We start from the raw sequence: 24,492 nt of genomic DNA on the forward strand, positions 1-24,492 counted from the left end.
AATCTTTCGGGGTTAGGTGCCAAGCTTATTTCTTCGAGATGGTGACGAATTTCGTGCCGCGGACGCGGGCCGTCACGATGCAGGGATCACCCTCAGTGCGGTCGCAGAAACGCGGATGCATCTTCATTGCCAGCACCATGTTGCCGAAACGCTGGACGAAGTCGTAGCCATAGATCTGCGCCGTCGCGATCATGAAATAGCCGCCCTCGGCAACCTGCAGATAGAAATTATAGGTGCAGCCGTCGTCATTGCATTGCGGCCCCTTCTGCCCGTCGCAGGTCAGCTGGCCCTCGTTGACCACGGCATCGATCAGGCCGTCATTGTTGATGTCCTGCCTGATAACGAAGCCGTCGGCGAATTCGGCCGTCTTGCACTGCTCCTGGAAATGTTTCTTCTCGTAGATCTCCGGATCGGAAATCAGCGATTGCTGGCCGAAGGCGACAGCCGGCATGACAAGCAGCAGGACGATATTCAGAACGGCGAGCACCAGCTTTTTCACGGCTTTCCTCTTTTGGATAAAGGCTCTCTAGCCTCACGCATGTCGTCCAAAAGTGTGCAGCAGTTTTGGGACAACGACATGCATCAAATAAAGACTCCAGCTTTATGGCGCCGCCGCCTTGCGCCGCCCTTGCCGCCGTGGTTTTTTCCTAAAACATCTGCCGGTTTCCGAGGTTCGCATGTCTCTGCTCGTCTATCTCGATTATGCCGGCATTGCGCTGTTTGCCGCCACAGGCGCGCTCGCTGCCTCGCGCAAACAGCTGGACCTGATCGGTTTTCTGTTTTTCGCCATGGTGACGGGAACGGGCGGTGGCACCGTGCGCGATATCGTGCTCGGCCGCGTACCGGTCTTCTGGGTGCTGAACCCTGCCTATATCCTTGTCTGCTGCATCATGGGCGTCATCGTGTTTTTCACCGCCCATCTGCTGGAATCGCGCTATCGCCTGTTGATCTGGCTGGATGCGATCGGCCTTGCCGCCTACTGCGTGCTTGGCGCGGCCAAGGGGCTGGCCGCCACCGGCTCACCGACCATCGCCATCGTCACCGGCACGCTGACGGCGACCTTCGGCGGCATTCTGCGCGATCTGATGGCAAATGAGCCGTCGGTGCTGTTGCGGCCGGAAATCTACGTGACCGCCGCCCTCGTCGGCGCCAGCGTCTTCACGCTCGCCAATGGATTGGGAATGCAGCTCTATCTGGCGTCCGCCTGCGGCGTCGTGGCGGCTTTTGCCGTGCGCGGCGGCGCCCTTTGGTTCGGTTGGACCTTCCCGACCTACAGGCACAAGCCCGGCCGGCATCCCGACGATGTCATGTGAGGCGGCTGTGGCGTCAGCTCTGCTTCGCTCGCAGGCGGATCACCACGTCGACATGGGCGATCTCCATGCCCTCGGGCGGCTCCGGCAGATTGCCGATCGTCAGGTTGCTGACGGGAATGTCGAGCACCTCGTTGTGACCTTCGATGAAGAAATGGTGATGGTCGGAAACATTGGTATCGAAATAGGTCTTGGCGCTCTCGACAGCGAGAACGCGGATGAGACCGGCTTCCGTGAACTGGTGCAGCGTGTTGTAGACCGTCGCCAGCGAAACCGGAACGCCGGCGGCAACCGCCTCCTCGTGCAGTTCCTCGACGGTCAAATGCCGGTCACCCTTGGCAAACAGGAGGTCGCCGAGCGCGACACGCTGGCGGGTGGGGCGCAGGCCCGCGCCGCGCAGCCTTACCTCTATTGCGATCGGGGATGCACCCGTCATCAAGACCAACTCCGATTATTCCTGCATAAAGCAATCATGTTTCTTCAAGCGGTATAACTTTTGCACCGGAGCCTTTCAATAGTTCAATGGGGACAAGAGCCTGATAAACGCGGCAAAAACGGGCTTTCGACGCAAATAGGTCTGGTCGCAGCCCTAGCCTTCCTGTATGCGACCACCAAATAAAGGCGAAAGCCTGGTCCGGAGCCAAGAATGAAGCTGCCTTGCTCGTGCTTCATTTTCTGGAGAACTTGGACTACACGTTCACATCCATCGGCTTCACGCGGGGGGAAAAAGAAACTTTATGACCACCAGACAGTCCAGCTTCTCGTACGAAGAACTCATCGCTTGCGCGCATGGCGAGCTGTTCGGACCCGGCAATGCGCAGCTGCCGCTGCCGCCCATGCTGATGGTTCACCGCATCACCGAGATTTCCGAAACGGGCGGAGCCTTCGACAAGGGTTATCTACGCGCCGAATACGACGTGCGTCCCGACGACTGGTATTTTCCCTGCCATTTCGAAGGCAACCCGATCATGCCGGGCTGCCTCGGCCTTGACGGCATGTGGCAGCTGACCGGCTTTTTCCTCGGCTGGCTCGGCGAAGAAGGCCGCGGCATGGCGCTTTCAACAGGCGAAGTGAAATTCAAGGGCATGGTGCGACCGCACACGAAGCTGATCGAATACGGCATCGACTTCAAGCGCGTCATGCGCGGTCGCCTGGTGCTTGGCACCGCCGACGGCTGGCTGAAGGCGGACGGTGAGACAATTTATCAGGCGGCCGACCTTCGCGTCGGCCTATCGAAAGACAAGACGGCCTGAACCGCATTTTTTAGCGGCTGACGAAAACAACAGAGGTTTGATCAGATGAGACGGGTAGTTGTTACGGGTCTGGGTATCGTGTCCTCGATCGGAAACGACGCGGCCGAAGTCACCGAATCCTTGCGGCAGGCAAAGTCGGGTATTTCCTTCTCCAGCGATTTCGCCGAACACGGCTTCAAGTGCCAGGTTTGGGGCAGCCCCAAGCTCGGCGCCGCCGAGCTGGCCGAATTGGTCGATCGCCGTGCCATGCGCTTCCTGTCGCAGGGCGGCGCCTGGAACCATGTGGCCATGAAGCAGGCACTCGCCGATTCCGGCCTGGAAGAGAAGGACTACGGTCAGAACGAACGTGTCGGCATCATCATGGGCTCCGGCGGCCCGTCGACCCGCACCCTCATCGAGGCGGCCGAAATCACCGTCAAGAACAACAGCCCGAAGCGCATCGGCCCCTTCGCCGTGCCGAAGGCGATGTCTTCGACCGCGTCCGCCACGCTCGCCACCTGGTTCAAGATCCACGGCGTCAACTATTCGATCTCGTCGGCCTGCTCGACGTCTGCGCATTGCATCGGCAATGCCGCCGAGATGATCCAGTGGGGCAAGCAGGACGTGATGTTCGCCGGCGGCCACGAAGATCTCGACTGGACGATGTCCAACCTCTTCGACGCCATGGGCGCCATGTCCTCCAAGTACAACGACACGCCCGACAGCGCCTCGCGCGCCTATGACGTCAACCGCGACGGTTTCGTCATCGCCGGCGGCGCCGGCGTACTGGTCCTCGAAGAACTGGAGCGCGCCAAGGCCCGCGGCGCCAAGATCTACGCCGAAATCGTCGGCTACGGTGCAACCTCGGACGGTTACGACATGGTCGCTCCGTCGGGCGAGGGCGCGATCCGCTGCATGCGCCAGGCGCTTGCCACGGTCAAGGGCGACGTCGACTACGTCAACACCCACGGCACGTCGACCCCGGTCGGCGACAGCAAGGAAATCGGCGCCATCCGCGAAGTATTCGGCTCCAAGATCCCGCACATTCAGTCGACCAAGTCGCTCACCGGCCATTCGCTCGGCGCTGCCGGGGTGCAGGAATCGATCTATTCTCTGCTGATGATGCAGCAAGGCTTCATCGGCGAAAGCGCCCATATCACCGAACTCGATCCGGAATTCGAAGGCGTGCCGATCGTGCGCAAGCGTATCGACGATGCGAAGATCGATATCGCCCTCTCCAACTCCTTCGGCTTCGGCGGCACCAACGCCACGCTGGTCTTCCAGCGTTATAACGGATAACAACATGACGGGAATCATGCAGGGTAAGCGCGGCCTCATCATGGGCGTCGCAAACAACCACTCGATCGCCTGGGGGATTTCAAAAGCTCTCGCCGCACAGGGTGCGGAACTCGCCTTCACCTACCAGGGCGATGCACTCGGCAAGCGCGTCAAGCCGCTTGCTGCCGAGGTCAATTCGGATTTCGTGCTGCCGTGCGACGTCGAAGACATCGCCTCGGTCGATGCCCTGGTCGACGCGATCAGCGAGCGCTGGGGCAAGCTCGATTTCATCGTCCATGCCATCGGTTTTTCCGACAAGAACGAGCTGAAGGGTCTTTACGCCGATACGACGCGTGAGAATTTCAGCCGCACCATGGTCATTTCCTGTTTTTCCTTCACCGAGATCGCCAAGCGTTGCGCTCCGCTGATGGAAGACGGCGGTGCAATGCTGACGCTGACCTATAATGGCTCGACGCGCGTCATCCCGAACTACAACGTCATGGGTGTCGCCAAGGCAGCGCTCGAGGCTTCGGTGCGCTATCTCGCTGCCGACTACGGCCCGCGCGGTATCCGCGTCAACGCCATTTCCGCCGGCCCGATCCGCACGCTTGCCGGCGCCGGCATCTCCGATGCGCGCGCGATCCTCTCCTGGAACCAGCGCAATGCGCCGCTGCGCAAGACCGTCACCATCGATCAGGTCGGCAATTCGGCGCTTTACCTGCTCTCAGATCTCTCCGCCGGCGTCACCGGCGAAATCCATTTCGTCGACGCGGGCTTCAACGTCACGTCCATGCCGACACTGGAAACGCTGCGCAGGGCGGACGTGGAGTAAACGCTGTCCCAGATTTGAAACTAAAAGGCCGTGCGCAGATGCTGCGCACGGCCTTTTAGTTCTATCGATAGAATGATCGGATGGATCGAGGCTGCGGAAAGCTTATTTCTTCGCCCACAGCACCTTGAAGCGGGCGTTACGGCAGGTTTCGCCGCTTTCCCGGAAATTTGCCGCCAGAACCGGCTCGTAGGGCAGGCCGCGATTGGCGACGAGCATGAGACGGCCGCCGCCGCGAAGGGCGGATGCGGCAGCCTTGATCATTGCCTGGCCGAGCGACGGTTCGGCCGCATGGCCCTCGTGGAAGGGCGGGTTCATGATGACGAGATCGTACTTGTCCTTGACCTGCTCGCCCGCCAGATCGTGCCAGAAGAAGCGCGCAGGCGCGTTCGGGCAGTTCTCCGCTAGATTGTCCCTGGCAGCTTCCAGGGCCGCGTGATTGGCCTCGTAGAGGTCAAGGCGCGTAAGTCCGCGTGATCTCCGCGCCATCTCGACGGAGAGATAGCCCCATCCAGCGCCGAAATCGGCAACGTCGCCGGTGAAATCCTCAGGCAGGCGGGACGCGAGCAGTTCCGACCCGGCATCGATCCGGTCGTGCGAGAACATGCCGGCGGTGGCATTGAAACGACCGTCGACGCGTACCGGCGCTTTTGCCAGCTTGGAAATGATCTCGTCGGCATCGGCAGGGCGGCCGAACCAGAAGGCGACGCCATGATATTTCGGCATATGGTCGATCGCGAGGCCGAAACCTTCCAGGCGCTTGCGCAGCGGTTGGATGCCGTCTTCCTTGGCGCCGGCAACGACGATCAGGCCGCCGAGCCGCGTGCGGGCGATCGCCGCGGCCAGATTGGCCTCGTTTTCGCCCTTGTGCTTCGTGCAGAGCACCAGCGCCGCGTCATAATCCTCGCCGTCGACCTCAGGCGTCGCTTCGATGCGCTGCGCCAGCAACTGCCGATAGAGCGGACGGAAGCCCTGGACGGCGCTGAGGGAGGCGGCAAAGCCTTCCGGCAGGGCAAAGCCCGCTTCGGCGCCGAGGAAGAGCACGCGCTCGCCCTCACCGGGCGCCTGGACTCTGCCGCTGGCAAAGGGATGGAACAGGGTCTTCAGCGTCTCGCTGCTCATGGGTCTCGTCTCGTTAAAGTATGTTGAGCAAATCTGTTCAGCGGTTCTGCTGCCACGACATGCGCAAAACCGAAGACCTAAAGTGTGGCAGGCAAATCTGAAAGATCACGCCACGCTTTAGGATACAAAAAAGGGCGCGGAAGCATTCCCCCGCGCCCCGACTTAAATCTGGAAGGGCGGCTTATTCGGCCGCTTCTTCCTTCTTCTTCTCGTTCGGGATTTCCTGGCCGGTTGCCTGGTCGACGACCTTCATCGACAGGCGGACCTTGCCGCGCTCGTCGAAGCCGAGCAGCTTGACCCAGACCTTGTCGCCTTCCTTGACGACGTCCTGGGTCTTGGCAACACGCTCGGAAGCAAGCTGCGAGATGTGCACGAGACCGTCACGGGCGCCGAAGAAGTTGACGAAGGCGCCGAAGTCGGCGGTCTTGACAACAGTGCCTTCATAGATCTGGCCGATCTCAGGCTCGGCGACGATCGAATGGATCCATTTGCGGGCCGCTTCGATTTCCTTGCCGGAGGAGGAGGCGATCTTGACGGTGCCGTCGTCCTCGATGTTGATCTTCGCGCCGGTCTTTTCGACGATTTCGCGGATGACCTTGCCGCCGGAGCCGATGACTTCGCGGATCTTGTCGACCGGAATGTTCATGACTTCGATGCGCGGAGCGAATTCGCCGAGCTGGCCACGGCTTTCGGTGATGGCCTTGGCCATTTCGCCGAGAATGTGGGCGCGACCACCCTGCGCCTGGCCGAGAGCGACCTTCATGATCTCTTCGGTGATACCGGCAATCTTGATGTCCATCTGCAGCGAGGTGATGCCGTCGGCGGTACCTGCGACCTTGAAGTCCATGTCGCCGAGGTGATCTTCGTCACCGAGAATGTCGGAGAGGACGGCGAAGCGCTCGCCTTCCAGGATCAGGCCCATGGCGATACCGGCAACCGGCTTGGCAAGCGGTACACCTGCGTCCATCAGAGCGAGCGAGGTGCCGCAGACGGTCGCCATCGAGGATGAGCCGTTCGACTCGGTGATCTCGGAAACGACGCGCAACGTGTAGGGGAACTGCTCAGCCGACGGCAGCATCGGACGGATCGCGCGCCAAGCGAGCTTGCCATGACCGATTTCACGACGACCCGGGGAGCCCATACGGCCGGTTTCGCCAACCGAGTAGGGAGGGAAGTTGTAATGGAGCAGGAAGCGCTCCTTGTACATGCCCGTCAAGGAGTCGACATACTGCTCGTCTTCGCCGGTGCCGAGGGTGGCAACCACGATCGCCTGTGTTTCACCGCGGGTAAACAGGGCCGAACCGTGCGTGCGCGGCAGAAGGCCGACTTCCGAAACGATCGGACGAACGGTTTCGAGGTCGCGGCCATCGATGCGGCTCTTGGTGTCGAGGATGTTCCAGCGGACGATCTTGGCCTGCAGGTGCTTGAAGATCGCGCCGACTTCCTCGGCCGTGTACTTGGCTTCGCCTTCCTCGGGGAGGAAGTGGGCCTTCACCTTCGCCTTGACGGCGTCGACGGCAGCGTAGCGATCGGCCTTCTGGGTGATCTTGTAGGCTTCGCGAAGTTCACCTTCGGCAAGGCCGAGCATTTCGCTTTCGAGAGCGGAGTAGTCTTCCGGCTGGAAGTCGCGCGGCTCCTTGGCGGCCACTTCGGCGAGCTTGATGATCGCGTCGAGAACCGGTTGGAAGCCCTTGTGGCCGAACATGACGGCGCCGAGCATGACGTCTTCGTTGAGTTCCTTGGCTTCGGATTCAACCATCAGCACGGCGTCGTAGGTGCCGGCGACGACGAGGTCGAGGCTCGACTCGTCCATCTCGTCGAGATGCGGGTTGAGAACGTATTCGCCGTTGATGTAGCCGACGCGTGCGCCGCCGACCGGGCCCATGAAGGGAACGCCTGACAGCGTCAGCGCAGCCGAGGTCGCAACCATCGACAGGACATCGGGATTGTTTTCAAGGTCGTGCTGGATGACGGTGACGACGACCTGCGTGTCGTTCTTGTAGCCTTCCGGGAAGAGCGGGCGGATCGGGCGGTCGATCAGGCGGGAAACGAGGGTCTCGTTTTCGCTCGGACGGCCCTCACGCTTGAAATAGCCGCCGGGGATCTTGCCGGCTGCGTAGGTCTTTTCCTGATAGTTGACGGTGAGGGGAAAGAAGTCCTGGCCCGGCTTCGGCGCCTTGGCCGAAACGACGGTGGCGAGAACGACGGTTTCACCGTAGGTGGCGAGAACGGCGCCGTCGGCCTGACGGGCGATCTTGCCGGTTTCGAGCTTCAGCGGGCGTCCGGCCCACTCGATTTCCACTGTATGTGTATCGAACATGTCTTGTCCTTCAATGCGGGAGCACGCGCCATCGCCGATATCAAGGCGCAGCGCACAGTCGACCGCAATCAATGTGACGTATCACGGGCAAGACAACGGGAGGCTTTTCATCCTCGGTTCCCTCCGGCGGGGGAAACCGGGCCAAAGCTCTTTGACAAGCCTTGGCCGAAAGCATCCGGCAATCCTGCCCCATGACAGGTCAGCGGTTGGTTTGGCAGATCCGGCCCATCCGGGTCCGCCGGTCGTTCCACCGCATGAGATAGAGCGCGGCTGGAACATTTCATCGGGAACGTCGTCCCGAAACAGATCCGGCGGACGCTCGGAAGCGCCCGCCGGACAATCTTAGCGGCGGATACCCAGGCTGCCGATCAGCTTGGAATAGCGGCCTTCATCCTTCTTCTTGAGATAGTCAAGAAGCGAGCGGCGGCTCGAAACCATCGTCAACAGGCCACGGCGGGAATGGTTATCCTTCTTGTGGTCCTTGAAGTGTTCGGTCAGGTTGTTGATGCGTTCGGTCAGGATCGCGACCTGAACCTCGGGAGAACCGGTGTCGCCTTCGGCGGTTGCGTATTCCTTGATCAGCGCAGCCTTGCGCTCAGCAGTGATCGACATCGGATGATCCTTTCTATGAGAGGAGATTGAAGTCGCCAAAAGCCGGGATGCCGTCCAGCTTTGGCCGTGAATGCGAGCAGGCGGACCTGACGCTGGCGCTGCCTATAAACCAAATAAGCACCGATGGAAAGAGGGAGTATTCCCAGCGCCTCAACGGCCCGCCATGGCATCCCGGATCATCCCGTTATAACCTTCGGGATCCTGCAGCATGGCGAAATGGCTGGCATTCTTCAGGATCACGAGTTTGGCCCCGGGAATCTCTCTTGCCATCATTTCCGTATGGTCGAGCTTGACGGCTTCATCGTGATCGCCGATCGCAAGTGTGACCGGAACCGAGATCGTCGCAAGATCGGCCGCAGTCCAGGCCGGCTGGGTCGCCCACATCTCAGAGATCTGCGTGACGAAGGCCTGGTATTCGGTCGGCGTCGGCGAAAGCTTCCTGTACTGGTCGCCGGCAACGTCGATGTAGTGGCTGAAGGTCTTGTTCTCCAAGACGTCGGGCTTGACGCCATCAGTCGTGACGTTGGCCGCCTGGGCGATGATGCGGGTGAGCTTCTCCGGATGTTTCATCGCCATGTCGATGCCGATGATGCCGCCGTCCGACCAACCTACAAGCGTCACCTTGCCGATCTTCAGATAGTCGAGCAGGGCGACGTAATCCGAGGTCATCAGATCGTAGCCGAAAGGCTGCCCGCTGCGTGTCGAACGGCCATGACCGCGGCTGTCGGCGACGATGACCCGATGATCCCTTGCAAACTCGGCCACCTGATGGCCCCAGACGTCGGCATTTCCAAGGCCGCCATGGATGAAGAGGATCGGATCGCCTTCGCCAAATTCGGCGTAATACATCTTGATGTCATTCACATCGGCCATGCCGCTCGTCTTCGGCGCCGGCATCGAAGGAAAGGCCGGAAGCTCGGCCCAGCGTTCGGCGGCTTGCGCGCCGGCAGCGATCAGGAACAGCGAAAAGAACGTCAGTATTCCCGCAATTCTGCGCATTGTTTTTCCCCTCGGGCCGCCATGGCCCGAGGGGAAGATATCGCATCGTTACCGGCTGACAATCGCCGCCGTCACAAACCGGGCAGGTTCAGGCAAAAACCCGCTTCGGGCGAAATTCGCCCTGGCCGATTTCGCCGATCGCGACCAGCCTGCCGCGGGCCGTCGCATAGGCTTCGCTTTCGGCGATCGGTGCATCGCGGCCGCGCACGAGGATCGGATTGCCCATCTTCAGCCGGTGCGCCTGGTCGTCGTTGATGACGAGGTGGGGCAGGGCGGAAAGAGCCTCGCAGGTATCGATCAGCAGCGCGTCGAGCGCGGCAAGCCGCTCGTCCATATCCTCGATTGCTTCGAGCGCCACGAGGTCCGCAAGCGGTACCATCGCCTCTTCCGCGAAGGGCGCGACGAAAGTGCGCCGCAGCCCGGAAACATGGCCGTAGCAGCCGAGCTCGCGGCCGAAATCGCGGGCGAGCGCCCTGACATAAGTGCCCTTGCCGCATTCCACTTCGAAATGCGCAGTATCGGCGTCCGGGCAGGCGAGCAGGGTCAGCCGGAAGATCTCGACTTCGCGCGAAGGGATTTCGACGGCTTCGCCTTCGCGCGCCAGATCATAGGCGCGTTCGCCCGATATCTTGATCGCCGAAAACTGCGGCGGCACCTGGTTGATGGTGCCGATATATCGAGGCAGTATATCGCGGATCTGCTGTTCGCTCGGGCGCTTGTCCGAGCTTTGCGTGACCTCGCCCTCGAGATCGTCGGTGGCGCGCTCCTCGCCCCAGCTCACCGTGAATTCATAGATCTTGCGGCCGTCCATCACATAGGGAACGGTCTTCGTCGCATCGCCGAGCGCGATCGGCAGCATGCCGGAAGCGAGCGGATCGAGTGTGCCGGCATGGCCGGCCTTCTGCGCCTTGTAGAGCCACTTGATCTTGGAAACGGCTTCCGTCGAGCCGAAATCCACCGGCTTGTCGAGGATCAGCCAGCCGGAAATCGGCCGGCCCTTGGGTTTGCGTGGTTTGGACATGCGTCTCTTCTGTTATCTCTCGTCATCATCGCCGTCGAGGTCGCGCTGGACCTCGGGCGAACGCAGCAGCTCGTCGATCTTCTTGTAGTTGTCGAAGCTGGTATCGTCGCGGAAGCGCACCTCCGGCATGTATTTCATCTGGCGAAGCTGTGGTCCCAGCCGACCGCGGATGAATTTCGCATGGCGGTTCAACGCCTCGATGACGATGCTGTGGTCGGAAACGCCGAGCGGCGTCACGTAGGCGGTGGCGATCTTGAGGTCAGGCGACATGCGCACTTCCGAGATCGAGATCACGGTCGCCTCGATGACGTCGTCGCGCACCTCGCCTCGCTGCAGCACCTGGGTGATCGCGGCGCGGACCTGTTCGCCAACGCGCAGCATGCGCTGCGAAGGCGCGGAAGAAGTTGGTCTGGTCATTGTTATCTCTATTTGCCGATGCGGCTGGGAATCGAACCCGTCAAAGGAGAGCGTCCATGACTCTTTTGGCCGAAAAGGTCAAGCCGGCAGGTGCAAAAGCCATCCGCCGGGTGGCGGATGGCTTTTGCAATAAGCTGCAGTGACGCCGAGGATTAGAGCGTGCGCGTGATATGTTCCACGCGGAAGCACTCGATGATGTCGCCGACGCGCATGTCTTCGTAGTTCTCGAAGGCCATGCCGCATTCCTGGCCCATCGGCACTTCGGAGACTTCGTCCTTGAAGCGCTTGAGGGTCTTGAGCTTGCCTTCGTGAACGACGACGTCGTTGCGGATGAGGCGGACGCCCGCTCCACGCTCGACCTTGCCTTCGACGACACGGCAGCCAGCGACCTTGCCGACCTTGGTGATGTTGAACACTTCCAGGATCTCGGCATTGCCGATGAAGGTCTCGCGCCGTTCCGGAGACAGGAGGCCCGACATCGCCGCCTTCACGTCATCCACGAGGTCGTAGATGATGTTGTAGTAGCGGATTTCGAGGCCCTGGCGCTCGGCGAACTGGCGTGCCTGCGTGTTTGCACGAACGTTGAAGCCGATGATGGCCGCGTTCGAGGCTTCGGCGAGCGAGATATCAGACTCGGTGATGCCGCCTGCGCCCGAATGGACGATGCGGGCGCGGACTTCATCCGTGCCGAGCTTCTCCAGCGCGCCGGCAATCGCTTCGATCGAGCCCTGCACGTCACCCTTGATGACAAGCGGGAACTCCTTGATACCGGCGCTCTGGCGCTGGATCATCATCTGTTCCAGCGAGCCGCGCTGGCTGGACTGGCGGGCAGCCGCCTTGTCGCGGGCAAGACGCTGACGGTATTCCGAGATTTCGCGGGCGCGGCTCTCGCTTTCGACGACGGCGAACTTGTCGCCTGCCTGCGGCGTGCCGGAAAGACCGAGGACCTCGACCGGGGTTGCGGGACCAGCTTCCTTCACATGGTCGCCCTTGTCGGTGACCAGCGCACGCACACGGCCCCAGACATCGCCAGCGACAATGATCTGACCCGGACGCAGCGTGCCCTTCTGGACGAGCACGGTCGCGACCGAACCACGACCGCGGTCGAGCTGGGCTTCGATAACAGTGCCTTCGGCCGTCCGGTCGGGATTGGCCTTGAGGTCGAGAATTTCGGCCTGCAGCAGGATCGCCTCGAGCAGCTTGTCGAGGTTCTTGCCTGTCTTGGCCGAAACTTCGACGTCGAGCACTTCACCGCCCATGGTTTCCACGAAGACTTCGTGTTGCAGCAGCTGGTTGCGGACCTTCTGCGGATCGGCCTCGTGCTTGTCGATCTTGTTGATCGCCACGATGATCGGAACGCCGGCCGCCTTGGCGTGGTTGATCGATTCGATCGTCTGCGGCATCACGCTGTCGTCGGCTGCGACGACCAGGATTGCGATGTCAGTCGCCTGCGCGCCGCGGGCACGCATCGCTGTGAAGGCAGCGTGGCCGGGGGTGTCGATGAAGGTGATCTTCTGGCCGTTCTGCTCCACCTGATAGGCGCCGATATGCTGCGTGATGCCACCGGCTTCGCCGGAAACCACGTTGGCATGTCGGATGGCGTCGAGCAGCGAGGTCTTGCCGTGGTCGACATGGCCCATGATGGTGACGACGGGCGGGCGCGAAACCAGTTCGCCATCCTCGTCGGACACGTTGAAGATGCCGAGTTCGACGTCGGACTCCGATACGCGCCGGACAGTATGACCGAATTCGCCGGCGATGAGTTCGGCAAGGTCGGCGTCGATGACGTCGCCCGGCTTCATCATCTGGCCTTCCTTCATCAGGTACTTGATGACGTCGACGGCGCGTTCGGACATGCGCTGCGACAGTTCCTGAATGGTGATGGTTTCGGGCAGAACGACTTCGCGGGAGATCTTCTCGCGCGTTTCCTGCATCTGGCTGCGGCGGAATTTCTCCTGCCGGCGGCGCATTGCCGAAAGCGAACGGCCGCGGGCATTGTCGTCGCCGTCCGAGTCGGCGGTGGTGATGGTCAGTTTGCCGCGGCGGCGCTCTTCATCTGTCTTCGGACGCGTCGTCACCGGCTTTGCGGGTTCTGGGCGAACGACGCGGCCACGGGCCGGAGCGCCGCGTGCCGGGCCACGATCTTCGTCTTCCGTTTCAGGGCGACGGCCACGGGCACCGGCCGGCGCCGCAGCGCCGGGCGCCGGACGGGCGGCAGCGGGTGCTGCGGCATCGGGACGGCGTGCAACTGCAGGCCGCGGAGCCTCCGAACGAGCTTCGGCGACGACGGGAGCCGGTGCTGCCTCAGCGGCTGCCGGTTCAGCGATAGCTGGTGCCTCGGCCTGACGGGCAGCCTCTTCGGCAGCCCTGCGAGCGGCTTCTTCCGCTTCGGCTGCCTTGCGGACAACCTCCTCGGCGGCACGGCGCTTTTCTTCCTCGGCACGGCGGATCGCATCCTGTGCGTCGCGCGCCTGGGATTCGGCCAGCGCACGGCGGCGGGCGTCCATCTCCTCAGGCGACAGATGGTTCAGCACCACGGGGCGCGGACGATCATTCTGGCGCGGCGGCTGATAGGGCTGCTGCGAACGCTGGTTGCTATTGTTATTGTTACCCTGGTGAACCCGCGGCGCCGGTGCGGGCTGCTGCGGACGCGCCTGTACGGGCGCCGGCGCCGGTTCGGGCGCGCGGACGGGAGCCGCGGAGGCAACAGGTGTGATCGGCTTTTCGTCTTCCGGACGCAACGGGCGCCGCTTGCGGGTCTCGACGACAACCGCCTTGGTGCGACCTCGACCCATATCCTGGCGAACGGTGCCCTGGCTCATCCCCGATGGTTTCAGGGTAAGCGTCTTTTTGCCCGTCACGCTGATTGTCTTGTCGTCGTTACTATCGGTCATTCGTTCCCGTTCCTTCGGACAGGGAGCGATGACTAGATCAGACCCTGTCGTTCAAATACTGTCGATCAATGATGGGACCGGCCGATGCCGGTGACCGCTTCATTGTTTTTGCCGGCCAGCGCCGCCCGCTGCCCGGGACTGACCGCCAATACGGTACTGTTCGAGCATCTTTGCGCGCTTCACTACACCTTCACCCGCCTGCCCCGCAAGCACTGCGGCATGGATAAAAGCATTCTGGCCCATCAGGCCTTCCATTTCGCTCTCCGAGAAGAGACGGAAGGAAGGTATCTCCTCCTCGGTCTCCATTCCGAGGTGCCAGGCCTTGCGGGCCTGGTCGATTTTCCGGACGCCGTCGTCCGCTGCACCAGTCGAATGGAACACCGCAAGGGCTGCTCCGCTCCTGACCGCGGCATCCACTTTCGCGGACCCGCTGACGAACTGGCCGGCTTTCCGCGCCATGTTCATCATCTGCATCAGTTGTGCTGCGAGCAGCCGATCAACGCTTGCGCCGAGATCGTCCGCTGCCTTCACATCCGTCTTCAAAGCACGGGCGAAGAGCTTCTTCGCCACTGCCCTGTCGACCAGAGACCGGTCGAACTTTACCCAGCATCCGCGTCCCGGAAGCTCGCGCTTCAGGTCGGCGACGACGGTTCCATCGGGAGCGGCAACGAAGCGGATCAACTCATCCGGCGATCCGCTTTCGCGCGTCACGATGCACATGCGTCCATTCACGTCATAATCCGCAAGATCGTCGTCCTCTGGGAGAGCGTCCGGCTCATGCGCGGTCATCATGCTTCTTGTTCGGCTTCGGTGACCTCTTCTTCGGTCCCCTTCGCCAGGTCCTCTTCGGTGATCCAGCCGGCCGAAAGGCGGGCCTGGACGATCATCTGTTCGGCCTCGACGCGCGAGACGTCGAACTTCGAGAACAGGCCCTCGAACTTCTTGGTTTCGCCGTTCTTGCGTTCCGTCCAGCCGACGAGGTCGTCAGCGGCGCAGCCGGCGAAGTCTTCGATCGTCTTGATGCCGTCTTCGCCGAGCGCGACCATCATCTGGGCGGTGATGCCGTCGATCTCACGCAGCTCATCCTGAACACCGAGCGCCTTGCGCTTCTCGTCCATCTCGGCTTCGAGCTTCTCGAGGAATTCGCGGGCGCGGGTCTGGATTTCCTGCGCCGTATCTTCGTCGAAACCGTCGATCGAAGAAATTTCGTCGAGATCGACATAAGCGAGTTCCTCGACGGCAGCAAAACCTTCCGACGCCAGAACCTGACCGACCATCTCGTCGACGTCGAGCGAGTCCATAAAGAGGTTGGTGCGCTCGTTGAATTCCTTCTGGCGGCGCTCCGACTCCTCGGCCTCCGTCATGATGTCGATGTCCCAGCCGGTCAGCTGCGATGCCAAGCGGACGTTCTGGCCGCGGCGGCCGATCGCAAGCGACAGCTGCTCATCGGGAACGACGACTTCGATGCGCTCGGCATCCTCGTCGAGAACGACCTTGGCGACTTCGGCCGGCTGCAGGGCGTTGACGACGAAGGTCGCCGGGTCCTGGCTCCACGGAATGATGTCGATCTTCTCGCCCTGGAGTTCGCCGACGACGGCCTGGACGCGCGAGCCGCGCATACCGACGCAGGCGCCGACCGGATCGATCGAACTGTCGTTCGAGATCACGGCGATCTTGGCGCGAGAACCCGGATCGCGGGCGACCGACTTTACCTGGATGATGCCGTCGTAGATTTCAGGCACTTCCATGGTGAAGAGCTTCACCATGAACTGCGGATGCGTGCGCGACAGGAAGATCTGCGGGCCGCGCTGCTCGCGACGGACATCATATACGTATGCACGGACGCGATCGCCATAGCGGACGTTTTCGCGCGGGATCATTTCGTCGCGGCGGATGATGCCTTCGCCGCGGCCGAGATCGACGATGACGTTGCCGTATTCGACGCGCTTGACGGTGCCGTTGACGATTTCGCCGACGCGATCCTTGAATTCGTCGAACTGGCGGTCGCGCTCGGCTTCACGCACCTTCTGCACGATCACCTGCTTGGCGGACTGTGCGGCGATGCGGCCGAAATCCATCGGCGGCAGCGGATCGGCGATGAAATCGCCGAGTGCGGCGTCCGGGTTGCGGTCGCGGGCGAGTTCCAGCGGGATCTGCGTCGAATAATCCTCGGCCTTGTCGACGACTTCGAGCAGGCGCTGCAGCCGAATTTCGCCGGTTTTCGGATTGATGTCGGCCCGAATGTTGGACTCGGTGCCGTAGCGCGAGCGCGCCGCCTTCTGAATGGCATCGGCCATTGCGGCAAGCACGATCTCGCGGTCGATGACCTTTTCGCGCGCCACTGCATCTGCAATCTGCAGAAGTTCGAGCCGGTTCGCACTGACTGCCATTGTCTTGTTTCTCCGTCTTTACACCAGGGTTCCCGTCCCTGGAGCGGTCTGTTGATCGGTTATTCCTGGTCGTCCGCTTCGTTCTGGTTGGCGGCCTGCGCTTTCGCCAGCTTGTCGGCGCGCAAGGCGTCGCGGATCAGGTCGTCGGTCAGAATGAGCTTCGCATCGCTGAGCGTCGTGAAGGGAATGACGACCTTCTGTTCTTCCCCGTAGGCAACCTGGTCACGCTCGAGCGTGAAACCATCTGCATTTGCTTCGACGATCTTGCCGCGGAAGCGCTTGCGATTATCGATCAGGATCGACGTCTCGCATTTCACAAGGTGGCCCTGCCAGCGGACGAAATCGGATTTCCGCACCATCGGACGGTCGATGCCGGGCGAAGACACCTCGAGATGATACTCTTTCTCAATCGGATCTTCCACATCGAGGACCGGAGAAATCGCCATCGAGACAGCTTCGCAGTCCTGAACCGACATCGTGCCGTCGTTGCGTTCGGCCATGACCTGCATCGTCGCGCCGTTCTGGTTCAGCATGCGTACGCGGATGAGCCGGAAGCCCATGCCGACGAGAACGGGTTCGATGATATCGGCTAGACGCTGGTCGAGCCCGGTTTCGGTAATCAGCCGCGGCTCAAGTTCGTTGTCTGCGTTTGTCATGTCCGACAAGCGGTTCGCTCCTCGCAATTTCATGCTTTCGGGCGATCGCGGTAATAAAAAAGAGCGGGTCCTTGCGGCCCACTCTTCATCAAGCGATCAAGAATTTGAGAGCCATATAGTCGGGTTTTTCCGAAATTGCAAGGTCTGCGACCGATTCCGCCAATTCGCTTGCCGCGCGTCAACAGACCTATGGCCAGCGCCGGTCCTGCGCATATATTGCCGAGGACACAAGAACAAAAGCGGGAGAGATCGTGGCGTATACTTCGTCGACATTGGCGCCTTTGCGGCACGACACCTACCGCGCCATCTGGTTTGCCAGCCTCTCCTCGAATTTCGGCGGCCTGATCCAGGCCGTCGGCGCGGCCTGGATGATGACGACGATCACACGCTCAGAGGACATGGTGGCGCTGGTGCAGACCTCAACGGCGCTGCCGATCATGCTGTTTTCCCTGATATCGGGCGCGCTGGCCGACAATTACGACCGCCGCCGGGTGATGCTGACGGCGCAGGGCATGATGCTGACGGTCTCGGCGCTGTTGACGATCTCGGCCCTTCTCGGCTGGATCACGCCCTGGCTTCTGCTCTTCTTCACCTTCCTGATCGGCTGTGGCACCGCGCTCAACAATCCCTCCTGGCAGGCCTCGGTCGGCGACATGGTGCCGCGCGCCGATCTGCCGGGCGCCGTCACGTTGAACAGCATGGGCTTCAACATCACCCGCAGCGTCGGCCCGGCGATCGGCGGCGCCATCGTGGCGGCGGCCGGCGCCGCTGCGGCCTTCGCCGTAAACACCCTGAGTTACCTCCCCTTGATCTATGCCCTGCTGCGCTGGCGTCCCAGCACGCCGGTCTCGACCCTGCCGCGCGAGGCGCTCGGCAGTGCCATCTTCGCCGGCCTGCGTTATGTCTCGATGTCGCCCAATCTTGAAAAGGTTCTCGTCAGGGGCCTCATCTTCGGCATCGGCGCGAGTTCGATCCTGGCACTGCTGCCGATCGTCGCCCTCGATCTGGTTGCCGGCGGCCCGCTGACCTACGGTTTCATGCTCGGCGCTTTCGGCATCGGCGCGATCGGTGGCGCGGTGCTGAATGCGAGGCTTCGCCAGGTGCTATCAAGCGAGGTCATCATCCGCCTTGCCTTTACCGGCTTCGCGTTGAGCGCCGTCATCGCCGCCTTCAGTCCGAGCGCCGTCCTGACCTCCGCCGGGCTGCTCGTTTCCGGCGCATGCTGGGTCTCAGCACTTTCGCTTTTCAATACCATCGTCCAGCTTTCGACGCCGCGCTGGGTGGTCGGCCGCGCCCTGTCGCTCTATCAGACCGTCACCTTCGGCGGCATCGCCGGCGGCAGCTGGCTCTGGGGTATCGCCGCCGATCGTTATGGCGTCTCAGACGCGCTCTTGATGTCATCCGTCATCATGCTGCTCGGCATTGTGATCGGCCTTCGTTTTTCCATGCCGGCCTTCGCCTCGCTCAATCTCGATCCGCTGAACCGCTTCACGGCACCGGCCTTGAGCCTCGACATCACGCCGCGCAGCGGCCCGATCGTCATCCAGGTCGATTACGAGATCGCCGATGCAGACCTTGCCGAATTCATGACGCTTATGGTGGAGCGGCGCCGCATCCGCATCCGCGACGGCGCCCGGCACTGGGCGCTGATGCGCGATCTCGAAAATCCCAGCCTTTGGACGGAAACCTACCATACGCCGACCTGGGTCGAATACATCAGACACAACCAGCGGCGCACGCAGGCCGATGCCGAAAACATCGACAGGCTTCGCACGCTTCACCGCGGCGAAGGTCTGCCCCACGTTCACCGCATGATCGAGCGCCAGGCCATTCCGCCTGATGATGACGTCTTCCACAAAACGCCGATCGATCTGCATCATTGAGAACAGCCATGCACAGTTTCAGGCTCGCCCGCCAATCCGACCTTGCCGCCATCGTCCGGCTTCTTGCCGATGACGATCTCGGCGGCGCCAGGGAGATCGTCACCGATCCCGTCGATCCCAGCTATCTCTCCGCTTTCGCCGCGATCGAGGCGGATGCCAATCAGCTGCTGGCCGTCGCCGTCGATGCGGCCGGCGAGCTCGCGGGCTGCCTGCAACTGAGCTTTCTTCCTGGCCTTTCCCGGACCGGCATGTGGCGTGGGCAGATCGAAAGCGTGCGTATCGCACGAGAGCTTCGCGGCTCGGGCCTCGGCGCACAATTCATCGAATGGGCGATCGCCCAATGCGTCGAGCGCGGCTGCGGCCTCGTGCAATTGACATCGGACAAGACGCGGGCGGATTCGATCCGCTTCTACGAAAAGCTCGGCTTCGTCGCGAGCCATGAAGGGCTGAAACGCACTCTCTGAGCCGGTTATTTCAGCTTGCCCTTCATCGTCGCCTCGGGAAAACATGTCGGCTTCATGCCATTCTTTGCCTGCCACTGGCCGATCGAACGCCGCGTCTTGTAACCCGGCAGACCGTCGGAACCGCCGACGTCGTAGCCCTGCCGTTCCAGCGCCTTTTGCATGGCGGCGACATCCGAGCGCAGCATCTTGCCGACATCGCCCCATCTGCCCTGGAAGGCGCCGCCATTATCGGCGATCCGATCGGCGAGATTGCCGATGTAGAGCGCATAGAGATCGGAATTATTGTATTCCTTGATGGTGTAGAAATTCGGCGTGACGATGAACTCAGGCCCGTCGCGGCCGGCCGGCACCAGCATCATGCCCTGCGCCGTCATCTCGCCTGCGGGGAAAGCCTTGCCAGAGTTGCGGTCGATGCCGAGCGAGGCCCAGTGCGACAGCGGCTTTGCGAGATCCGGCCCTTCCTGCGCGCAGGAGACCGCTTCCGGTATCGACACCTCGAAGCCCCAGTCGCGGTCACGCTGCCAGCCCTTCTTGACCAGGAAATTGGCGATCGAGGCGAGCGTGTCCGGCACCGAGGTCCAGATATTGCGATGTCCATCGCCGTCGAAATCGACGGCATATTTCAGATAGCTGGTCGGCATGAACTGCGGTTGTCCGAGCGCACCCGCCGACGAACCCTTGAAATCGGCGGGCGTCACGTCGCCGCCGTCGAGAATATGCAACGCCGCCACCAGCTCGGTGCGGAACATTTCCTTCCGCGTCGACATGAAGGCCTTGGTCGCCAGCACCTCGATCGCCGAATTCGGGATCTTCGCCGCGCCAAAGCCCGTCTCCCGGCCCCAGATCGCAAGCACGATCGAGCCCGGCACGCCATAGGTCTTCTCGATCCGCTTCAGCGTCGAGCCGTATTGCGCGGCAAAACTGCGCCCTGTCGCTGCAAGCTTCTTCAGCCGGTCCTCGTTGAAATAGGGACCAGGCGAGGAAAACTCGGCCTGCGTCTGCTTCTGCTCCTTCGGCGGCGGGAAACCAGGCGGTGCGAGATCCGGCAGGTTCCAGTTCAGCGTGATGCCTGAGAAAGCGGCTTGAAAGGTCTTCTGCGAAATGCCGTTTGCCTTCGCCTCCGGCCAGAGGTCGCTCTGCACCCATGTCTCGAATTGGGCTTCGACATCGGCTTTCGAAGGAGCTGCGTAGGATGAGACTGGAAGCAGAGCGGCCAGCAAGGCGAATGCGAATAGCCGCAGCCGCCGTGGAGCATTTTTCGGCATGCGCAAACCCCTCATATTACCGTCCGGGCCCGCAGGGCCGCCGCAAGCGTGCCCTCGTCGAGGTAGTCGAGCTCGCCGCCGACGGGCACGCCATGCGCCAGTCGGGTGATCTTGACGTCGAGCCCCTGCAACTGGTCGGTGATGTAGTGCGCCGTCGTTTGCCCCTCGACCGTGGCGTTGACCGCGATGATCAGCTCGCGGATGCCGCCTTCGCCGACCCGGTCGATCAGCCCGCGAATGTTGAGATCGTCGGGGCCTACCCCATCAAGCGGCGACAGCGTGCCGCCGAGCACGTGATAGGCGGCGTTCAGCGCGCCGGCCCGCTCCAGCGCCCAAAGATCCGATACGTCCTCGACGACGATGATGACGGATTGATCGCGCTGCGTGTCGGTGCAGACGGTGCAAGGATCGACGGTATCGACATTGCCGCAGCGCGAGCAGATCTTCACCTTGTCATACGCCTCGCCCATCGCATTCGACAACGGGCCAAGCAACTGATCTTTCTTCTTGATCAGATGCAGTGCTGCCCGGCGCGCCGAGCGCGGCCCGAGGCCCGGCACCTTCGCCAGAAGCTGGATGAGTTTTTCGATTTCGGGGCCGGTGACTCGTTTTGCCATGCGCCGTTCTTAACTGATATGCAACGAAAACGGAATCGCGGAAGGATTGGCCGTCCCATGAAAATCCTGGCGCTGTGCACCGGCAATCCCGAAAAGCTGGCCGGCAAGAGTTACAAGACCGGCATCTTCAAACATGCCGTCAACGGCCCCGTGATGATCGATGCCGAAGGACTGGTCGGCGACGCGATCTGCAACCGGAAACATCATGGCGGCGTCGATCAGGCTGTTTATGTCGAGGGATCGCTGACGCTCGACTGGTGGGCGCAGCAATTGGGCCGGCCGCACGAGCCCGGGACCTTCGGCGAAAACATGGTGATCTCAGGCCTCGACAACCGCGACGTCTCCGTCGGCGACCGCTTCGTCGCAGATAGCCTCGTCCTCGAAGTCACCGCGTGCCGCATTCCCTGCGCCACCTTCGCCGCCAGAATGGCCGATCCGAAATTCGTCAAGCGCTATACCGGTGCCGCCCGCCCCGGCATCTATTGCCGCGTCATCCAAGGCGGCGTGGTCGGGGCCGGAATATCCGTGGAACATCACCCTTTTCCAGGAGAGAAGGTGACGATGCCGGAACTGATGGAAACCTTCGGCCGCCGGCTTTCAGAGACGGACCGGGCGCGATATCTCGCCGCTCCCGTTCACCACAAGCTACGGGCGCTGCTCGAAGCGCAACGTTGAGAGCGCTTTCATCCGCGCATCACGGCGTAGTAGCCGCGTCAGTCTCGGAGCGGTGATGAGAAATGAAGACCGAATTGCCTGCTCTCAGAACGGCAGCTTGAAACCGGGCGGGATCGGCAGGCCGGCCGTGAGGGCCTTAGTCTTTTCGGCGGCAAGTGCCTCGGCCTTGTCCTTGGCATCCTTGTGAGCGGCGACGATCAGGTCCTCGAGGATTTCGACGTCGTCTTCCTTGAAGAGCGAAGGGTCGATCTTCAGGCTCTTCAGCTCGCCCTTGCCGGAGATGACGACGGTGACGAGGCCGCCTCCTGCCTTGCCTTCGGCGGTCAGCTCGGCGATCTCAGCCTGCATCTGCTCCATCTTGGCCTGCATTTCCTTGACTTTGCCCATCATGCCCATGATGTCGCGCATCGTCTCGCTCCTTCTTGAAACCTTAGAATTCTATGTCGTCGCCGGGCAGGATGTCGCCTTCCTCGGATTCGGCGGCCGCCGGCGGCGTCGCCTCGCCTTCCTCCTCCGGTTCCGGCGCCCGCACGCGCACATCGATGATCTTGGCGCCGGGGAAATGCGCAAGGATCGCCGCCACGTCAGGGTCCTGGCGGGCGTCTATGACATGTTGTTCCCGGGTCCTGGCCTCCGCTTCGACAAGTGTCGGCTGACCCTCGTCGCGGCTGAGGCTGACGATCCAATGGATGCCGGTCCATTCCTTCAGCTTGACGGCAAGTTCGTTGAGCAGCGTCGTCGGTGCGCCCTCGGTTAGGCTGACGTCGAGCCGGCCGGCTTCGATCCGGACGGGGCGCACGAAATTGCGCACCATTGCCTTCAGCTTCGGATCGCGCTTCTCGGTGGCGAGATTGACGATATCGCTGACCGAGTTGACGACAACGAGCGGCTTTGGTGCCTCCGCCGGCTTCGGCTCGATCCGCCCGACAGGCATCGTCTCAGGCTGGCTGCTCGGCACGGCGCGCAGCATCGCCACCGGCGCGGAAGGCTGCGGCTTGCTCGATGCAATTTCCGGCGCGCGCGCCGCGACACTGCCTTGATAGGAAACGCGGGCGCCGTTGCCGCCGCCATTGCCGGAAGGCGGGGATGACGGCCGTGAGCCCGTAGCGTCACCGGAAAATTCGGCAAGCCGGCGGGCCGCATCCTCGGGCGCCGGTAGATGCGCTGCATGCGCCAGCCGGATCAGCACCATTTCGGCTGCACCGGCCGTGCGCGACGAGCCTTCCGTTTCCGGAATGCCCTTGAGCAGCATCTGCCAGATGCGCGACAGCGTGGTCACCGCAACACCCTTGGCGAGTTCCGCCGCCTTGGTGCGTTCGACCTCGCTGAGCGAGGGATCGTTTGCCGCGTCCGGCACATATTTCAGCCGCGTCACCAGATGGGTGAAATCGGCAAGATCGGTGAGCACGACCACTGGATTGGCGCCGGCTTCATATTGGCTCTGGAATTCGCCGAGGGCAGCAGCCACATCGCCTTTGACGATATGCTGGAAGAGATCGACGATCCGGGCGCGATCGGCAAGGCCGAGCATCCCGCGCACGGCTTCCGCCTGCACGGCGCCTGCGCCATGGGCGATCGCCTGGTCGAGCAGCGACAGGCCGTCGCGGGCCGAGCCTTCGGCGGCGCGCGCGATCATCGCCAGCGCGTCCGCTTCCGCCTCGATGCCTTCCTTGGCCGCGATCGTCGAAAACAGCCCGACGAGATCGGAGGCGCTGATGCGGCGCAGGTCGAAGCGCTGGCAGCGCGACAGCACCGTAATCGGCACCTTGCGGATTTCCGTGGTGGCAAAGATGAACTTCACATGCTCCGGCGGCTCTTCGAGCGTCTTCAACAGACCGTTGAAGGCCTGCGTCGACAGCATGTGCACTTCGTCGATGATATAGACCTTGTACCGCGCCGACACCGGCCGGTAGCGTACCTGCTCGATAATCTCGCGGATATCGTCGATGCCGGTATGGGAGGCGGCGTCCATCTCGATCACGTCGACATGGCGGCCTTCCATGATCGCCTGGCAGTGTTCGCCGGGGACGCGCAGATCGATCGTCGGCTTGTCGATATCTGATGTCTTGTAGTTCAGCGCCCGCGCCAGGATGCGCGCCGTCGTCGTCTTGCCGACGCCGCGCACGCCGGTCAGCATGTAGGCCTGTGCGATGCGACCGGTTTCGAAGGCGTTGGTCAGCGTGCGGACCATCGGCTCCTGGCCGACCATCAGGTCCGTAAAATCCTTGGGGCGGTATTTGCGAGCCAGCACCCGGTATCCGGTGCCCGTCGAGGCGGCATCTTTTGATTGTCGCTCGGTGTCGCTCATCGTCCTGCTTGTCGCCCGGACTGTCGGGCACTTCGTGGAGAGAAGGTGGGAGGCTGGCACGATGACCCGTGCCGGGCTCGTTAGGGCTGCTTCCTTCCGGACCTGACCCGGTTGGCGAGTGGCTCGTCCACCACCAACCTCCCGGATGCACATATCGGCAATATCGTCATCAAAAGCAAGCCAACATGCGAAAAAACTGC

General features: G+C 62.1%; 23 protein-coding genes and 1 other RNA gene. 7 read left to right on the top strand and 17 right to left on the bottom strand.

Annotated features, from left to right (window positions below; genetic code table 11):
* Positions 1-25: 25 nt before the first annotated feature.
* Entirely contained in the window at positions 26-499 is a 474-nt protein-coding gene (locus EFQ99_RS00085) for a hypothetical protein (RefSeq protein WP_126918643.1), read from the bottom strand.
* A 178-nt stretch (positions 500-677) separates the two neighbouring features.
* On the opposite strand from EFQ99_RS00085, the gene EFQ99_RS00090 reads away from it, so the two are divergent.
* Positions 678-1,313 (top strand): trimeric intracellular cation channel family protein, encoded by a 636-nt coding sequence (locus tag EFQ99_RS00090; protein ID WP_126918644.1) that lies wholly within the window; start codon positions 678-680, stop codon positions 1,311-1,313.
* A gap of 13 nt (positions 1,314-1,326) precedes the next feature.
* Here the strand turns inward: EFQ99_RS00090 and irrA are convergent, their stop codons facing one another.
* Positions 1,327-1,746, bottom strand: coding sequence for an iron response transcriptional regulator IrrA (gene irrA, locus EFQ99_RS00095; protein WP_126918645.1), 420 nt, complete (start codon positions 1,744-1,746; stop codon positions 1,327-1,329).
* Between the two features lie 301 nt (positions 1,747-2,047).
* Here irrA and fabA point away from each other — a divergent pair, with 301 nt between their 5' ends.
* Genes fabA through fabI form a run of 3 tightly spaced genes read left to right on the top strand, consistent with a single transcriptional unit; the run spans position 2,048 to position 4,652 of the window.
* Positions 2,048-2,563: a 3-hydroxyacyl-[acyl-carrier-protein] dehydratase FabA gene (gene fabA / locus EFQ99_RS00100; protein WP_064707535.1), complete on the top strand. Its 516-nt coding sequence runs from the start codon at positions 2,048-2,050 to the stop codon at positions 2,561-2,563.
* Positions 2,564-2,608: 45 nt separating this feature from the next.
* Positions 2,609-3,841 (top strand): beta-ketoacyl-ACP synthase I, encoded by a 1,233-nt coding sequence (fabB, locus tag EFQ99_RS00105; RefSeq protein WP_126918646.1) that lies wholly within the window; start codon positions 2,609-2,611, stop codon positions 3,839-3,841.
* Positions 3,842-3,845: 4 nt separating this feature from the next.
* Complete coding sequence (gene fabI, locus EFQ99_RS00110; RefSeq protein WP_126918647.1) at positions 3,846-4,652, top strand: enoyl-ACP reductase FabI; 807 nt, start codon at positions 3,846-3,848, stop codon at positions 4,650-4,652.
* Between the two features lie 102 nt (positions 4,653-4,754).
* Here the strand turns inward: fabI and EFQ99_RS00115 are convergent, their stop codons facing one another.
* The 10 genes from EFQ99_RS00115 to rimP form a co-directional block, all read right to left on the bottom strand.
* Positions 4,755-5,771, bottom strand: a complete 1,017-nt coding sequence (locus tag EFQ99_RS00115; RefSeq protein WP_126918648.1) for a class I SAM-dependent methyltransferase — start codon at positions 5,769-5,771, stop codon at positions 4,755-4,757.
* Positions 5,772-5,952: 181 nt separating this feature from the next.
* The gene (pnp, locus tag EFQ99_RS00120; RefSeq protein ID WP_008536147.1) at positions 5,953-8,091 is read right to left on the bottom strand and encodes a polyribonucleotide nucleotidyltransferase; all 2,139 of its coding nucleotides are present in this window, start codon (positions 8,089-8,091) and stop codon (positions 5,953-5,955) included.
* Between the two features lie 342 nt (positions 8,092-8,433).
* Positions 8,434-8,703, bottom strand: coding sequence for a 30S ribosomal protein S15 (gene rpsO / locus EFQ99_RS00125; RefSeq protein ID WP_008536146.1), 270 nt, complete (start codon positions 8,701-8,703; stop codon positions 8,434-8,436).
* Between the two features lie 150 nt (positions 8,704-8,853).
* Entirely contained in the window at positions 8,854-9,702 is an 849-nt protein-coding gene (locus EFQ99_RS00130) for an alpha/beta fold hydrolase (RefSeq protein ID WP_126918649.1), read from the bottom strand.
* 88 nt (positions 9,703-9,790) lie between these two features.
* The gene (gene truB, locus EFQ99_RS00135; RefSeq protein ID WP_126918650.1) at positions 9,791-10,723 is read right to left on the bottom strand and encodes a tRNA pseudouridine(55) synthase TruB; all 933 of its coding nucleotides are present in this window, start codon (positions 10,721-10,723) and stop codon (positions 9,791-9,793) included.
* Positions 10,724-10,735: 12 nt separating this feature from the next.
* Positions 10,736-11,140 (bottom strand): 30S ribosome-binding factor RbfA, encoded by a 405-nt coding sequence (gene rbfA / locus EFQ99_RS00140; RefSeq protein ID WP_126918651.1) that lies wholly within the window; start codon positions 11,138-11,140, stop codon positions 10,736-10,738.
* Between the two features lie 152 nt (positions 11,141-11,292).
* On the bottom strand, positions 11,293-14,034 hold the full coding sequence (gene infB / locus EFQ99_RS00145) for a translation initiation factor IF-2 (RefSeq protein WP_126918652.1): 2,742 nt from the start codon (positions 14,032-14,034) through the stop codon (positions 11,293-11,295).
* Positions 14,035-14,133: 99 nt separating this feature from the next.
* The gene (locus EFQ99_RS00150; protein ID WP_208722701.1) at positions 14,134-14,826 is read right to left on the bottom strand and encodes an RNA-binding protein; all 693 of its coding nucleotides are present in this window, start codon (positions 14,824-14,826) and stop codon (positions 14,134-14,136) included.
* Positions 14,823-16,424 carry a transcription termination factor NusA gene (gene nusA / locus EFQ99_RS00155; protein ID WP_126918653.1) on the bottom strand — a complete coding sequence of 534 codons (1,602 nt, stop codon included), beginning with the start codon at positions 16,422-16,424 and terminating at the stop codon, positions 14,823-14,825. The genes EFQ99_RS00150 and nusA overlap by 4 nt, the downstream gene beginning before the upstream one ends.
* A gap of 59 nt (positions 16,425-16,483) precedes the next feature.
* Entirely contained in the window at positions 16,484-17,089 is a 606-nt protein-coding gene (rimP, locus tag EFQ99_RS00160) for a ribosome maturation factor RimP (protein WP_126918654.1), read from the bottom strand.
* Positions 17,090-17,331: 242 nt separating this feature from the next.
* On the opposite strand from rimP, the gene EFQ99_RS00165 reads away from it, so the two are divergent.
* A complete protein-coding gene (locus EFQ99_RS00165) occupies positions 17,332-18,963 on the top strand; it encodes an MFS transporter (RefSeq protein WP_126918655.1) in 1,632 nt (543 codons plus the stop codon).
* 8 nt (positions 18,964-18,971) lie between these two features.
* Positions 18,972-19,427, top strand: a complete 456-nt coding sequence (locus EFQ99_RS00170; RefSeq protein ID WP_126918656.1) for a GNAT family N-acetyltransferase — start codon at positions 18,972-18,974, stop codon at positions 19,425-19,427.
* A 5-nt stretch (positions 19,428-19,432) separates the two neighbouring features.
* On the opposite strand, the gene EFQ99_RS00175 is transcribed toward EFQ99_RS00170, so the two are convergent.
* Together EFQ99_RS00175 and recR are read right to left on the bottom strand one after the other, a co-directional pair.
* Complete coding sequence (locus EFQ99_RS00175; RefSeq protein WP_126918657.1) at positions 19,433-20,692, bottom strand: lytic murein transglycosylase; 1,260 nt, start codon at positions 20,690-20,692, stop codon at positions 19,433-19,435.
* 11 nt (positions 20,693-20,703) lie between these two features.
* Entirely contained in the window at positions 20,704-21,309 is a 606-nt protein-coding gene (recR, locus tag EFQ99_RS00180; RefSeq protein ID WP_008536119.1) for a recombination mediator RecR, read from the bottom strand.
* 57 nt (positions 21,310-21,366) lie between these two features.
* On the opposite strand from recR, the gene EFQ99_RS00185 reads away from it, so the two are divergent.
* Positions 21,367-21,984 carry an MOSC domain-containing protein gene (locus EFQ99_RS00185; RefSeq protein ID WP_208722702.1) on the top strand — a complete coding sequence of 206 codons (618 nt, stop codon included), beginning with the start codon at positions 21,367-21,369 and terminating at the stop codon, positions 21,982-21,984.
* A gap of 84 nt (positions 21,985-22,068) precedes the next feature.
* Here EFQ99_RS00185 and EFQ99_RS00190 read toward each other — a convergent pair whose 3' ends face one another.
* The 3 genes from EFQ99_RS00190 to ffs form a co-directional block, all read right to left on the bottom strand.
* Entirely contained in the window at positions 22,069-22,392 is a 324-nt protein-coding gene (locus tag EFQ99_RS00190; protein WP_004676719.1) for a YbaB/EbfC family nucleoid-associated protein, read from the bottom strand.
* Positions 22,393-22,414: 22 nt separating this feature from the next.
* The gene (locus tag EFQ99_RS00195; RefSeq protein WP_126918659.1) at positions 22,415-24,292 is read right to left on the bottom strand and encodes a DNA polymerase III subunit gamma/tau; all 1,878 of its coding nucleotides are present in this window, start codon (positions 24,290-24,292) and stop codon (positions 22,415-22,417) included.
* Positions 24,293-24,337: 45 nt separating this feature from the next.
* Positions 24,338-24,434, bottom strand: an RNA gene (gene ffs, locus EFQ99_RS00200) — signal recognition particle sRNA small type.
* Between the last annotated feature and the right edge of the window lie 58 nt (positions 24,435-24,492).

The sequence above is a fragment of the Rhizobium vallis genome, from assembly GCF_003985155.1.
Lineage (GTDB): Bacteria > Pseudomonadota > Alphaproteobacteria > Rhizobiales > Rhizobiaceae > Rhizobium > Rhizobium vallis.

Bases quoted from the DNA above. Each gene is read 5' to 3' on its own strand.
- irrA (WP_126918645.1), bottom strand. From the start codon at position 1,746: ATGACGGGTGCATCCCCGATCGCAATAGAGGTAAGGCTGCGCGGCGCG.
- fabI (WP_126918647.1), top strand. From the start codon at position 3,846: ATGACGGGAATCATGCAGGGTAAGCGCGGCCTCATCATGGGCGTCGCA.
- nusA (WP_126918653.1), bottom strand. From the start codon at position 16,424: ATGGCAGTCAGTGCGAACCGGCTCGAACTTCTGCAGATTGCAGATGCA.
- EFQ99_RS00170 (WP_126918656.1), top strand. From the start codon at position 18,972: ATGCACAGTTTCAGGCTCGCCCGCCAATCCGACCTTGCCGCCATCGTC.
- pnp (WP_008536147.1), bottom strand. From the start codon at position 8,091: ATGTTCGATACACATACAGTGGAAATCGAGTGGGCCGGACGCCCGCTG.
- EFQ99_RS00090 (WP_126918644.1), top strand. From the start codon at position 678: ATGTCTCTGCTCGTCTATCTCGATTATGCCGGCATTGCGCTGTTTGCC.
- EFQ99_RS00175 (WP_126918657.1), bottom strand. From the start codon at position 20,692: ATGCCGAAAAATGCTCCACGGCGGCTGCGGCTATTCGCATTCGCCTTG.
- rpsO (WP_008536146.1), bottom strand. From the start codon at position 8,703: ATGTCGATCACTGCTGAGCGCAAGGCTGCGCTGATCAAGGAATACGCA.
- EFQ99_RS00150 (WP_208722701.1), bottom strand. From the start codon at position 14,826: ATGATGACCGCGCATGAGCCGGACGCTCTCCCAGAGGACGACGATCTT.
- fabB (WP_126918646.1), top strand. From the start codon at position 2,609: ATGAGACGGGTAGTTGTTACGGGTCTGGGTATCGTGTCCTCGATCGGA.
- EFQ99_RS00130 (WP_126918649.1), bottom strand. From the start codon at position 9,702: ATGCGCAGAATTGCGGGAATACTGACGTTCTTTTCGCTGTTCCTGATC.
- truB (WP_126918650.1), bottom strand. From the start codon at position 10,723: ATGTCCAAACCACGCAAACCCAAGGGCCGGCCGATTTCCGGCTGGCTG.
- recR (WP_008536119.1), bottom strand. From the start codon at position 21,309: ATGGCAAAACGAGTCACCGGCCCCGAAATCGAAAAACTCATCCAGCTT.
- infB (WP_126918652.1), bottom strand. From the start codon at position 14,034: ATGACCGATAGTAACGACGACAAGACAATCAGCGTGACGGGCAAAAAG.
- rbfA (WP_126918651.1), bottom strand. From the start codon at position 11,140: ATGACCAGACCAACTTCTTCCGCGCCTTCGCAGCGCATGCTGCGCGTT.
- fabA (WP_064707535.1), top strand. From the start codon at position 2,048: ATGACCACCAGACAGTCCAGCTTCTCGTACGAAGAACTCATCGCTTGC.
- EFQ99_RS00185 (WP_208722702.1), top strand. From the start codon at position 21,367: ATGAAAATCCTGGCGCTGTGCACCGGCAATCCCGAAAAGCTGGCCGGC.
- EFQ99_RS00190 (WP_004676719.1), bottom strand. From the start codon at position 22,392: ATGCGCGACATCATGGGCATGATGGGCAAAGTCAAGGAAATGCAGGCC.
- EFQ99_RS00115 (WP_126918648.1), bottom strand. From the start codon at position 5,771: ATGAGCAGCGAGACGCTGAAGACCCTGTTCCATCCCTTTGCCAGCGGC.
- EFQ99_RS00195 (WP_126918659.1), bottom strand. From the start codon at position 24,292: ATGAGCGACACCGAGCGACAATCAAAAGATGCCGCCTCGACGGGCACC.